The sequence below is a fragment of the Candidatus Poribacteria bacterium genome, from assembly GCA_021295755.1.
Classification (GTDB): Bacteria; Poribacteria; WGA-4E; order WGA-4E; family PCPOR2b; genus PCPOR2b.
In genome coordinates this window covers 1-13150 of sequence record JAGWBT010000080.1, presented here as the reverse complement: position 1 = coordinate 13150, position 13150 = coordinate 1, and the positions used below count along the sequence as shown (strand labels likewise).

Here is a 13150-nt window from a genome sequence, read left to right as displayed (position 1 = left end):
AAGTCCCCCTGATAAGGGGGATTTAGGGGGTTGGCTGTGCATTGGGAGTGTCTAAGTAATTCTAAAATCTACCATAAATGTCAACAGAACCTAGTTATATGCGACACGGTAAAAGTCAAACCCCGATACCTGTAGGTCGGGCATCTTGCCCGACTCATAGCCCCAACGGGGTGACATGTGTATAGAAAACAGGATAAAACCAGCCTTAAAGCCCCAGCGGGGCGACATGTATGTGGTATCATCACGCAACTAGCAACTTAGGCTATGTTAAGAGGAAGAATTTTGCAATACGGAAACGATACCAATGACCTCCCACTCGACCAGATTTTATGTGGTGATAATCTGGAGTTGGTTCGACAACTCCCGGATCGCTCTGTTCAACTCGTTATCACCTCACCGCCCTATTTCCAACAACGTGATTACGGTGCGGGTATGGGCAATGAGACGCGCTTAAGGGAATATCTTGAGAACTTGCTATCCCTGTTCCGTGAATGTGTTCGCGTTGTAAAAGATGACGGGAGCCTTGTGTTTAATTTGGGAGACAAGTATGAAGATAGCAGCTTGCTCCTTGTGCCGTACCGCTTTGCGATCGGGGCGACGGAAACAGGAGAGGTGAAACTAGTTAACGATGTGACATGGGTGAAGAAAAATCCAACACCACGCCAATTTACACGACGATTGGTCAGCAGCACCGAGCCGTTCTTTCATTTTGTCAAGACAGCAGATTACTTTTATAATCCCGATGCGTTCATGGTAGACGAAACCCCACCAAAAAAATTGCAATCTCAAGGGCGGAGTGTGGGGCAAAAATATTTCAAGTTAATCGATCAATCAGATTTGTCCGAGGACGAAAAACACAATGCCCGCGTTGCTTTGGAAGAAGCAATCCAAGAAGTTCACCGTGGTGAGATCGCTGGATTACGGATGAAAATTCGGGGTATCCATGCAGAAGCATTTGGCGGACAAGACGGCGGACGTAAAATTCAGATTGAAAAAAACGGTTTCACACTTATTCGGTTACGTGGCAACAAACTCAAGCGGGATGTGCTCGAGCATTCTGTCGAATCAATTAAAGGAATCAAGCACCCAGCAATTTATCCCGTAAAAATCATTGAGGAGTTTTTGTACCTTCTCACACGCCGGGGCGATGTCGTATTAGATCCCTTCATCGGTTCCGGTTCCACAGCTGTCGCCTGCAAACAACTCGGACGATATTTCATCGGCTATGATATTAACCCGGAGTATTGCCAATATGCACAAAATCGGGTTGAGACGATGACCAATGAGGATACATCATCTTTGTTTGGGGATAGCTTGTAGATACTCCCCTTTCCACCTTGCCAAGAAAGGTAGCTTGAACCACGACCTGCATGGTTTCCACTCTCGAAGAGATTCAGACACGGTTGACAGCTTTTGATCTCTTTCAGTTGTTGGCTGATGAACCGCACAGTTTTTTTCTTGATAGCGGTATGGATGCCCCAAGGCTTGGCCGCTACTCATTCGTCGGCTCGCATCCTTTCCTGATTTTCCGCAGCAAAGGGACAGACCTCCAGTTTAATTGGAGGGACCGGGTCGAACAACAGTCGGGCGATCCGTTTGACGCGCTACGGGAAATTTTGAATCGATTTCAATCACAAACACCGCCCGCCGACCTGCCGTTTATCGGTGGAGTTGGATATTTTGGTTATCCCCTCCGCTGCTTCATCGAAGAACTACCCTCTACGACACACGACGACCTCAAACTCCCCGATTGTTATTTTGCGTTCTACGATGCCACTGTTGCATTTGATCACTTGTCCAATCAGGTCTATTTATGCCGATTGGATGTCGACAAAAGTTATGCCAACCGACATCAACAGCAGACCGAAAAACTCCGCTCGATTCTCCAATCTGAAAATCACCACACACAGCTGCGCTCCGAAGCATTCAAGTCTCACGCTTCACATTTTACGAAATCCCCAATCAGATCTAATTTTTCCAAAGCAGACTATCTCTCCACTGTGCAACGCGCGAAGGCGTATATCGCTTCAGGCGACATCTATCAGGTCAATTTGTCGCAGCGGTTATCGACGTTAAGTGATTTGCCCCCGCCAGAGCTATACGCTTGCTTGCGTCAGTTGAGTCCTGTGCCTTATGGGGCGTATCTCCATTGTGGTGATTTTCACATTTTGAGTGCTTCTCCTGAACGGTTTCTCCATTTTTCGCTAGGTAGCCGAACCGTCGAAACCCGTCCAATCAAAGGGACACGCCCACGCGGCTTGACACCGGAGTTAGATCGCAAATTGGCGGCAGAGTTGCTGCATAGCGAAAAAGATCTCGCCGAATTGTTGATGATTGTGGATCTTGAACGAAATGATCTCGGGCGCGTTTGCGAAATCGCATCCATCCATGTGCCGGAGCGCGTCGCGCTCGAAAGCTATTCCAACATACATCATCTCGTCGCAACTGTTAGGGGCACACTCCGGAGAGACGCTGACCGAATCGATCTCCTGAAATCGTGCTTTCCCGGCGGTTCTATTACCGGGGCACCTAAGATTCGAGCGATGGAACTAATTGATGAATTGGAGCCGACAGATCGCGGCGTGTATACAGGAGCAATCGGCTACTTCGGATTCGACGGGACGATGGATCTTAATATCGCCATTCGGACATGCATCCTCAAGGAAGGGTGTGCCTACTTTCACGTTGGCGGCGGTATTGTTGCGGATTCCGAACCCGAGGCAGAATATCAGGAGACGCTAGATAAAGCGAGCAGCTGGATGGCTGTTTTGGAAGGCGACATGAAACATGAATAGGTAAAATATCGAATCTATTGGATTGTGTTTGACTGCTAAACCTGTGATCATAAGGAGAACATCGTGAGCCAAACAAGAAAAGTTGTTGTGATGGATAGCAACGGAAAAATCTGGACGGAGGAGCAGCCCACCCCTGAACCTGAGTCGGGCCAATTACTGGTAGAAGTCAAAGCCTCGATGGTAAGCCCGGGCTCCGGACTCGGTGGGGTCAAGGGCAGACGCGCGAACCCACAACCGAATCCAACCATACGTCCATTTGGCTATACCAATGCTGGTGTCGTCATCGGCACAAAAGGGAATTGCGATGAGTTCTCAATCGGCGATCGCGTGTCGGGAATGGGTGGCGGGTACGCACTACACGCAACACACGCATGTATACCGCACAATCTGTGTGCAAAGATCCCTGAGAATGTGAGCGATGCAGAAGCGGCGTCCAATCACCTCGCGGCTACCGCCTTACATGCCGTGCAACGCGGACGAATCGCAATTGGCGAGAATGTTGTTGTAGCGGGGCTTGGTCTGGTGGGACAGTTGTCCTGTCAAATTGCACAGATTGCCGGTGCGTATGTTATGGGGCTAGATCACTTGCCACGGCGAATTGAGATTGCACAGGAGGCTGGTGTAGATTTGCCAATCCAATTGGGAGATGTTGACCCTGTGCCGATTGCCGAGGAATTCACAAAAGGATACGGGATGGACTGTGGGATTATCGCATTCGGCGGCGATGGCACGGAAGCGTTTAGTCAGATTCGCAGCATGCTCAAGACAGCACCGGATACGCATAAGATGGGGCGTATCGTCATCGTCGGCGGGGCGAGTATTACGCACCGTTTTGCTGCTGGCGTTGGAAATGTGGACGTAATCAGCGCAGCCCGGACAGGTCCCGGCTATCATGATGAGGCTTATGAACATGGCGCAGACTATCCACCGGTGTTCGTCCGTTGGCCCACACAACGAAATCTGGAATTGGTGCTTCAGTTCATGTCTGAAGGCAAGCTAAAGGTGAAACCGCTGATTACCGATATTGTCCCAATCGATCAGGCCGCCGACGCATGTGAGAAACTCATCCAAACCCCGAACGAGGCGTTGGGAGTTGTCTTCACTATGCCGTAATCCGCAGGCGAAAAATGGATTGACAATCGCAATACGGTACACTATACTGACTATACTATATTTTATTGTCGAAAGGCGGGTGAGCCACGATTTTCCGAAAAATTAAGATCATCCTAGACATGATCAAATTTGAGCACACAGTCTTCATGCTGCCCTTTGCAATCATGAGCGCATTTATCGCATCGGACGGATTGCCAGCGTTGGACAAGTTTGCTTGGATACTCGTTGCCATGGTCGGGGCGCGCAGTTGTGCTATGGCATTTAATCGACTCGCCGATGCGGAGATTGACAAAGCGAACCCACGCACGTCAATGCGAGCGATTCCCGCGGGATTGATCGCGAAGGGAGCAGTATGGGCGTTTACACTTGTTTCCGCTGCACTGCTTATGTTTGCTGCCTATAACCTCAATCCACTTGCCTTTGCGCTTTCACCTGTTGCACTTGTGGTGATTATGGGATACTCTTATACTAAACGCTTTACCTCTTTCTCTCACCTTTGGCTTGGGATATCCCTCTCAATTGCGCCGATCGGCGCGTGGATCGCCATTAAGGGTCAATTTGATTGGACACCTACGCTGCTTGGATTGGCGGTGCTGCTTTGGGCGGCGGGATTTGACATCATCTACGCTTGTCAAGATTTCGATTTTGATCGCAAGCATCGGTTGTACTCAATTCCTGCGAAGTTCGGAATCCGACCGGCATTATGGATCTCATCGGTGCTGCATGTAGTCATGATTACGGTCCTGCTCGGCGTTACGTTATTGACGAATCTTGGTGTTGTCTATCTGGTTGGCGTTGGAATTGTTATCGTTATTTTGGTTTATGAACATGCCATCGTCAAGCCGCACGATCTTTCACGAGTAAATCTCGCTTTCTTCACGCTGAACGGCATGGTGAGTTTGGTGCTCATGGCATTATCTGTTGTGGATTTAGTATGGTAGCGCCACATAAATGATCGCTTTAGCTGCCAATTGCTAATCAAGTAAAGGCATGATCTATCGTTCCAATCTAAAATCTTTATAGATAGAAAGAGATAAAATTATGGACATCAGTTTTAGTACGGGTGTAGGTGGGGGTGCATGGAGTCTTGAAGAGTGTCTCAAATGGGCGAAAGCAAACGGCTTTGATGCGATTCGTCCTAACGCTAGTGGAATATTTGATCCCGAAGATATCCTACAAACAGGTGGTGATGAAATCAACGACGCCTCGCGTTCACACGATATCTATCTTGCCGCGTTAAGTGCTCACAACAATCTGCTGGACGATGATCTCGAAACGCGTGAAGCCGCTCGTGAAAATCTCAAACGAGCGATTGAAGCGGCAAGTATGCTCGGCACACCAGTCCTCGTGACCTATGCAGGCAGCCCTGTTAGTTGGCATTTTTACGGACAATTTTCCTCAAACCCCGGAAACCCGGGCGATAGGTCGGTTGAACTGGTGGGTAGATTCAAAGAAATGTGGACACCGGTCATCCGCTTTGCTGAAGAGAAGGGCGTAACGATCGCGCTTGATTGTGCGGTACGAATGGGTAACATCGCCTGTAATCCGGAGATGTGGGAACGCATCCTTGACGCAATTCCTTCCGACAACCTAGGATTATCTTGCGATCCCTCTCACTGGCTCTGGATGGGGATTTTGCCGGCAGAAGATGCTATCCGCATGTTTTCCGGCAAGTGGTACTATGCTGATGTGAAGGACTGTGAAGTCAGTCCACAAATGCGCTTCCGTCAAGGAATTATCGGAAACTGGTGGTGGCAATATCGCGTTCCCGGACGCGGACAGTTGAACTGGGGAACAATCATCGGTGCACTTCTTGAGTCCGGATATGATTATGTCCTTTGTGTTGAGAATGAGGATCGGGGGATGCCGGGACTTGCTGGATTCGCACTAGGTGGGCGACATCTGCGCCAGTTTCTGCCCAAGCACGGGGAACCCTACGACCCTGCAAGTCTCTGGAAGGTCAGGAATTGATCTTGCAATCGCTTCTTGAAATATGCTATCATTTAGCTGTTTTGCACATCTCTGTTAATTCGCTCTGGTGGGAGGTAGATAATGGCTTCTATTCACGACAATCTTTCGCGGATTCAAGATCGGATAGCTGCAGCTGCCACACGCGTTGGACGCGATCCAGATTCCATAGAGCTCGTTGCTGTTTCTAAAACCAAGCCTGTCAGTCTAATTGTAGAGGCAATTGAGGCAGGGATTACGCACATTGGCGAGAATCGCGTCCAAGAGGCACAAAGTAAGCACCCCCAAATTGACCATCCTGTAAAGTGGCATCTGGTCGGTCATCTGCAGAGGAACAAAGTAAAACAAGCCTTACAAATTTTTGATCTCATCCACTCCGTGGATACCCCTCGCCTCCTTGCTGAAATTGATCGACGATCTGCTGAGTCAAATCGCACGACAGAGGTACTGATTCAGGTCAACACCTCCGCTGAACCCAGCAAATACGGTCTGGAACCGGATCAGACGCTAGGGTTCATTGAAAGTGCACAGCCTTACACCCATGTCCGGATCAAAGGATTGATGACAATCGGTGCCTTTCTGCCAGATCCGGAAGCGGTGCGTCCGATGTTCTCATTGCTGCGACAACTCCGGGAGAAAATTATCGCCCAGCAGTTTCCGAATGTTGAGATGGACACCCTGTCAATGGGAATGACCAATGATTTTGAGGTTGCTATTGAGGAGGGCGCGAATCTCATCAGGGTCGGTACAGCAATCTTTGGAGAACGGGAATAAAACATTTGACGCAGATAGGAGCATAGCCCTTTGGATACTAAACTTCGAGTCGGTTTCATTGCCGTTGGCAATATGGGAGGTGCGATTGTCAGAGGCGTTGTGCGTGATTTACTACCACCTGAACAGGTTTGGATAACAGATGTCTATCGTCCCCTCGTTGACCAGTTGTGCGAGGAGTTAGGGGTCAATAGTGCGGAAAATATCTCGCAACTGGTGGAGAATGTGGACTGTCTGTTATATGCAGCCAAACCGAATAACGTACCAGATGTCTTTCCAGAGGTTGCTGCCACCCTCCAATCTCCGTCCCAGTGGATTATCTCCATTGCAGCAGGTGTCTCGACAGCCCAATTAGAATCTTATTTTACCTCACCGTCGCCGCCAATTGTCCGTGTGATGCCAAACATCGCCGCATCTGCGGGGGAAGCGATCTCCGCAATCGCAGCGGGAAGCACTGCCACGACCGAACACCTTGCCGCAACCCAAGCAATTTTCAACGCTGCGGGCAAATCACTGATCATGGAGGAGAGACATCTGAACGCCGTTACCGGTTTAAGCGGCAGCGGCCCCGCGTTTGTGTTTCTCTTCATTGAAGCATTTGCTGACGCAGGGGTACAGGTCGGGTTGAACCGTCCTGACGCATATCAACTTGCCCTACAAACGGTGCTTGGAGCGTGCAGAATGCTTGAGGACACAGGCGAACATCCAGCAGTCCTAAAAAACCGGGTGACGACGCCGGGCGGGACAACGGCGGCGGGATTATATGCGTTGGAGAGTGGGCGGCTGCGGGCGATTATTGCTGATGCTGTGAGTGCCGCTACAAAACGCTCCGAAGAGCTTGCAAATTGAGTGAGATTGGAAGGATTCTCAACTATGGAAATGTTGATGCCTCTCATGATTGAAGTGATTGGGATTTACTCAATCATCGTTTTTGCTAATGTTATATTATCTTGGATTGTGAACCTCTCTGGCAATACGACAGTAAGACAACTTTATTGGATGACGAACCGATTTGTTGACCCAGCGCTAGACCCCATTCGCCGTGTTCTTCGTCCTATGACAGGGGGCTTGGGAATTGACGTTTCACCGCTTATCTTAATACTCTTTTTACAAATACTGCAAAGGATGTTGAGGTCAACCTTGTAAGTGTCCATTTGTTCAGAACTTCTGAATTCTTGTATTTATTAGGTGTACCCTAACGGTTGTTCAAAATGCTGACTGAAGAAAAAATTCTAACATTATGGGATGAAATTGATATTTACGCTCAACTAATCCAACGAGCGAAATCGACCGCCTATGTCCTCCGCGAAATGCCTACAGCTACCGATCATTTGAAGTTGGACGTGTTCAAAGGTAAGATCTGCCAAGACATCTTCCTGAAATCTAACATGATGCAAGGGATGGGTGTAGAGTATGTACCGCATTGGGATTATTATACTCCTACTGTCGAGACAAAGGCGTTGAATCGTGAGTATAAAGATGGCACCTTTGATGCAATTCGATTTCGCCGGCAGTGTCGACGTGAGTTCCAGCGTGAGATTGACCAACAGCAAAACCAACTGCGAACGGTTGGGATTTTTGGAGATTGGAAGAAGGGCAAGACTCTGGATTCACGCGATGAAGCGAAAATTATCAATGCTTTCAGTACGCTACAGGATTTGGGGTATCTGAATAAGGATCAAAAATTAGGAGCCTGGTGCCCAAAATGTAATACTATACTAGATGCAGATGAGATAAAGAATCAGCCCGCGCCGGCGTATTCTGGGTATGTCAAATTTCCTGTCAGCATCGGTTTAGAAGAGTTTGGCGAGGACGTTTATCTGTTAGCGCGGGTTCAAGATCTATGGTGTCTGGCTGGAAGCGTTGCCATTGGGGTGCAGGAAAGTAGCGAATATTGGATTGTTGAGCTAGATGGTGAAATCCTTCTCCTCACTGAGGATGATCTCTTAGGTTGCTTTCCACCGGATCAGCAGGCAGATATAAATCGATTGCAAACCTGTCCAGTTGATGTGCTGACGGATTGCTTCTGCGCCCATCCGTTTCTAGGCAAAGACCTTCAGGTCGTTGTTATTCCAGATATTTCTGAGCAAGACGATGCGCCGGACGAAGAGACAACACCTCAACCACTGACCGGAGTTAGGCCACTCACCCCGGGGCACCGCCCTGATGATTATCAAATTGCTCAAATCCTACAACTTCCAATTACATCGGTTATTGATGATGCTGGACGTTTAACGGAGGATTCCGAGCAGTTTTGTGGTCTCGAAGTTTCCGATGCCGGGAAATTCATTGCCTTTGAATTGGAAAAACGGGGCTACCTAATATCAGCAGAATCTGAGGAGGCACACCAGCCCCACTGTTCGCGGTGTGATATGCCAGTCCTATTTCGTTCAATTCAACAATGGATCTTCTCCTTAGACAGTAACCAATTGAGGGAGCGGGTTCTTTGTTCAGATGAACATTTGGTATCCTATGCCCCTAAAGATAGAGATTGGATACAAAAAACGATTCAAGAACTCTCAGCTCCACCAGTTTCACGCCACAGAGGTTGGGGAACTCCGATTCCGATTTTTCAGTGCCAAAGATGCGGAAGAGAACTTTCTGACACCCGGATTATCAAAGCCATCCGTACTCTGGTGAGTCGTCGCGGTGCTGATAGTTGGTTTAAGTTGAATGTTGAGGATCTGTTGCCTCCGAATACCCTATGTCCTAACTGTGATGGAAAGGAGTTTCGGAAAGAATTCACAACCCTTGATGGGCGCTTCGCAGTGCTTCTCAACACAATTAACAATTTTGGAACCAAGGGAAATGCAGTAAATCCGGTTAATGTTTACTTCCGTTACTCGAATCAATTTCACAAGTGGTTCGCTCAGTGCGTTTTGACTTCAATTGCGATCTCCGATGTGGAGCCCTTGAATGTGGAGCTGGCAGGAGATCGTTCCAATATCCAGTCGGTTGGTGTCGACCAAAGTTGGATGGAGGACTATCCGAAGGATGTGCTGCGTTTGTTCTACATCCAACCCAATTTAGACCCGTCATCAGTCGAGACGCATCTCCAACAGTGTCATCAGGAATACAGTGCCATTCAAGAGCTCTGTGCCATGATATTAAATCATCTTGAAGATTTTACTCCTGATCCAGAGGAACCCCGGCTAGAACTGATGACGATGCCGGATACACAGGAGTTATTCACCACTGCTAGCGTGCTGCAATCTGTAGACTCCGCCTACCAGCAACGGGACTATTATCAAGCGTGGTGTCTTTTGAGAGACTTTTGCCAATCAGATCTTCAGCAGTTTGTCGATAATTGGTTCAACACATCAGAAACGGTACTAGAAAAAAGGTCTTGTCAAACAATGCTATTAGGGATTTTGTATGTCCTGGTACAGCGGTTTGCGCCAATCATTCCTTTTTTCTCTGAACAAACCTACGCTTCAATCCGGATGTGGGTGGATAGTGATTTACCTGCGGAGGACACTCAAAGCGAAGATGAATCTGAATTGTCGAGCATCTTTCTGAAACATTGGATTTCCCCTGCTGATTTTCCGTGCTTTGGTGATGCAGATATGCTCTGAACGAACCGCTAGAGGAAAGGATATTCGCAATGCAGAGAAACATACTAAAGTTGATTTTGCCTATATTTGGTGTTACTTTGCCTGTGTTATTGGTGGATCAGCTCACTAAGTGGTTGATTCAACAAAATATTCCGCGTCACGGTCAACATGTGATAATTCAGGGTATATTAAACCTACGCCATGACACAAATGATGGTGCTGCGTTTGGGCTGATGCCGGGACAAAGTGTACTGCTAGTTATTATTTCAATTGTTGCGATTGGCTTCATTGCGTACTACTACAGACAATTCCGCGAGAGTTTGTGGATGAAAATTGCGCTCAGTTTTCTGCTTGGGGGTGCACTTGGTAACTTTATTGACCGTGTTCGTTTGGGGGAAGTCACAGATTTTATTCAATTTCGACTGCCCGGTTTCTGGTGGCCCACTTTCAATGTTGCCGATGTCGCTGTTTGTATCGGTGCCGGGATGTTGATGGTTTACCTATTTCAGCATCGAGGAGACTACGATGAAGCGAAACAGATCGAAAATTAGGTTACTCATCGTTCTGATGTTAACCGCGACGACGGCGACCAATACCCTTGCCCAGTCTCAGGAGAATCCGGAAGATGAAGCATCGTCTGCCCATCGGCAGGAAGAAGAGGTTTACCATGAAAGCACATTACGCCGCTTTGAAATTGTGACCCTCATTGCGCTGCCGTTTACAGCGATTCATAGCTATGTCGGTGTACGTGGTATCCAAATGATTCGGCAAAACGAGTTCGCACCGGAACTCTCCACGACAGATTTCAAAATTATCGGAGCATCTGCACTGTCGTTTGCTCTCTTCATCGGTTTCTGGGATTGGCTACATACGCATGACAAAAATCCTTCGGAAGAACTAATTCCTACTTCGCCGCAACGTATAACTCCTCCACGACGAGTCCCAATCCAACGTGTCGGGCAGAACGATTGGAACCCCGATGAGCCGCAGGGGGTTGTTGTGCCGCTCGTTCGCGTTCGGTTCTAGTGGACTAACGATTCAGATTATTGCAATTAATTCATTGGTTCGCTTTTTTACGCATTACGCTTTATATTATGGCTGTTTTAGAGATTCAAACCAACGATGCGCTTGTCTTACGGCAAAAGGCTGCTCCTGTCCAAGAGATCAACCTAGATCTACACCCGTTTATCGAAAATATGTTTGAGACGATGTACGAGGCACAAGGGATTGGTCTGGCAGCACCACAGGTCGGCGTGTCCAAACGAATTGTCGTCATTGACATAGAAGAGCACCACCCGGAGTACCCGCGGATTGCGTTGATTAACCCCGTCATTACAATGACCGTCGGTGAAGAATTGGGCGAAGAAGGTTGCCTCAGTTTGCCGGGAGTGCGAGGAATGGTTCGGCGGGCAGCGATTGTAAAGGTGGAAGGACTGCTGCCAAATGGGGACAAAATTGAGTTTGACGCTAGCAATCTGATGGCAAGGGTTTTGCAACATGAAATTGACCACCTGAACGGGATTTTGTTTACTGATCTGCTGCGTCCCGAAGATCAAGAACTGCTTGAACCTCGACCGGAATCATCCGAAAAAAGCGGTGATTAAAAATGAAGATGCTCTTCATGGGCACAAGTGAATTTGCCGTTCCAAGTTTAGAAAAATTGATTGCGGAGGGGTTTGAACTCGTTGGTGTTGTAACACAACCGGACCGTCCAAGCGGTAGAGGGAAGCGGCTTACCTCAACGCCCGTCAAGGTTATCGCCGCTGCTCACAATCTCCCGATTTATCAGCCGGAACGGGTTCGGCATCGTGATGCCATTCGTGTGCTTAGAGAACTTCAGCCCGACGTGATCGTTGTCGTTGCTTTTGGTCAGATTCTTCCGCAATCGGTGCTAGAACTGCCGCCTTATGGCTGTCTCAATGTGCATCCCTCGTGTCTCCCAAAATATCGGGGAGCTGCTCCGATTCAATGGACGCTCATTAATGGTGAAACGGAAACAGGGGTCACAATTATGCTGCTTGATGAAGGAGAAGATACGGGAGATATTATCCTGCAAAGCAGTCTGCCAATTGATATTTTGGATGATGCGGCTACCCTTTCAAGCCGATTGGCAAATTTGGCACCTGCCCTGTTGATTCAAGCGTTAGGGTGTATCTCAGATGGTCCGCCACCGCATCAACCCCAAGATCATTCTCAAGCGACTCATGCCCCTCGACTTACCAAGGAGGCTGGTCAAATTGATTGGAACCAGCCGGCAGATCAGATTCGTAATCTAGTGCGTGGTGTTTCGATGTGGCCCGGTGCGTATACGTGGATAAAATCGGACAAGCAAACCGCAGACGATGATCTCCGTTTGAAGATAACTGCTTGCACTGTTGTTGATTATCTGGATTCTCCAAAACTTCCTAGTGGTACCATTGAGGTGACATCTAACAAAGAACTCGTTGTCTTTACCGGGCAAGGCAGTCCGGATAGCGTTGAGCCACAAAATGACCACAACGAGTTGGGAGGCAAGCACTTACGGTTAGATCGAATCCAACCTGCGAACAAAAAGGAAATGGACGCTAGTGCTTTTATAAATGGATATCGGTTAAAAACAGGCGATCAGCTTTTTTGTAAGGAAATGCCAACAGATTAATAGGTTGAACATGCGCCGAAATGCCATATTATTTGCTGTTATTAAAGTTTTGCTGGTGTGTCTCGGAGTGCTAGGTGTTATCGGACTGGTTTTCCTCTTTTGGATTATTCCGCAGCAAGTCCAAACTCCGGAGATTGCTGTGCCCAACCTAATAGGACAAAGCTACGAACAAGCGGTGTTGCTTATCACGAGTTCAGGATTGGCAGTCGATCCTGTGCAAGAAAAAAAGCCAAGCCCTGACTTTCCAATAGGACAAGTTATCGAGCAAGAACCTCCGGCGAATTTCAAGATTAAGTTAAACAAGCCCATTC

General features: G+C 48.2%; 14 protein-coding genes. All 14 read left to right on the top strand.

From position 1 onward, the window contains the following. Positions 1–264 precede the first annotated feature (264 nt). Positions 265–1320 carry a site-specific DNA-methyltransferase gene (locus tag J4G02_12710; protein MCE2395440.1) on the top strand — a complete coding sequence of 352 codons (1056 nt, stop codon included), beginning with the start codon at positions 265–267 and terminating at the stop codon, positions 1318–1320. 50 nt (positions 1321–1370) lie between these two features. Continuing rightward, entirely contained in the window at positions 1371–2795 is a 1425-nt protein-coding gene (gene pabB, locus J4G02_12705; GenBank protein ID MCE2395439.1) for an aminodeoxychorismate synthase component I, read from the top strand. Positions 2796–2858: 63 nt separating this feature from the next. After that, entirely contained in the window at positions 2859–3908 is a 1050-nt protein-coding gene (locus J4G02_12700) for a zinc-binding alcohol dehydrogenase (GenBank protein MCE2395438.1), read from the top strand. Between the two features lie 89 nt (positions 3909–3997). Next, a complete protein-coding gene (gene ubiA, locus J4G02_12695) occupies positions 3998–4849 on the top strand; it encodes a putative 4-hydroxybenzoate polyprenyltransferase (GenBank protein MCE2395437.1) in 852 nt (283 codons plus the stop codon). A gap of 100 nt (positions 4850–4949) precedes the next feature. Then, positions 4950–5879 carry a sugar phosphate isomerase/epimerase gene (locus J4G02_12690; GenBank protein ID MCE2395436.1) on the top strand — a complete coding sequence of 310 codons (930 nt, stop codon included), beginning with the start codon at positions 4950–4952 and terminating at the stop codon, positions 5877–5879. A 90-nt stretch (positions 5880–5969) separates the two neighbouring features. Beyond that, positions 5970–6650: a YggS family pyridoxal phosphate-dependent enzyme gene (locus tag J4G02_12685; GenBank protein MCE2395435.1), complete on the top strand. Its 681-nt coding sequence runs from the start codon at positions 5970–5972 to the stop codon at positions 6648–6650. Positions 6651–6680: 30 nt separating this feature from the next. After that, positions 6681–7496: a pyrroline-5-carboxylate reductase gene (gene proC, locus J4G02_12680; GenBank protein MCE2395434.1), complete on the top strand. Its 816-nt coding sequence runs from the start codon at positions 6681–6683 to the stop codon at positions 7494–7496. Between the two features lie 24 nt (positions 7497–7520). Further along, positions 7521–7793 carry a YggT family protein gene (locus J4G02_12675; GenBank protein ID MCE2395433.1) on the top strand — a complete coding sequence of 91 codons (273 nt, stop codon included), beginning with the start codon at positions 7521–7523 and terminating at the stop codon, positions 7791–7793. A 65-nt stretch (positions 7794–7858) separates the two neighbouring features. Further along, positions 7859–10222 (top strand): class I tRNA ligase family protein, encoded by a 2364-nt coding sequence (locus J4G02_12670; protein ID MCE2395432.1) that lies wholly within the window; start codon positions 7859–7861, stop codon positions 10220–10222. Positions 10223–10251: 29 nt separating this feature from the next. Beyond that, positions 10252–10752, top strand: coding sequence for a signal peptidase II (gene lspA, locus J4G02_12665; protein ID MCE2395431.1), 501 nt, complete (start codon positions 10252–10254; stop codon positions 10750–10752). Further along, the gene (locus J4G02_12660) at positions 10727–11227 is read left to right on the top strand and encodes a hypothetical protein (protein MCE2395430.1); all 501 of its coding nucleotides are present in this window, start codon (positions 10727–10729) and stop codon (positions 11225–11227) included. Before lspA ends, J4G02_12660 begins: the two co-directional genes overlap by 26 nt. A 68-nt stretch (positions 11228–11295) precedes the next feature. Further along, a complete protein-coding gene (gene def / locus J4G02_12655; protein ID MCE2395429.1) occupies positions 11296–11805 on the top strand; it encodes a peptide deformylase in 510 nt (169 codons plus the stop codon). A 2-nt stretch (positions 11806–11807) separates the two neighbouring features. After that, positions 11808–12839 carry a methionyl-tRNA formyltransferase gene (gene fmt, locus J4G02_12650; protein MCE2395428.1) on the top strand — a complete coding sequence of 344 codons (1032 nt, stop codon included), beginning with the start codon at positions 11808–11810 and terminating at the stop codon, positions 12837–12839. A 10-nt stretch (positions 12840–12849) separates the two neighbouring features. Further along, positions 12850–13150 (top strand): PASTA domain-containing protein (locus tag J4G02_12645; GenBank protein MCE2395427.1); only part of this gene is annotated, 301 nt, incomplete at its 3' end.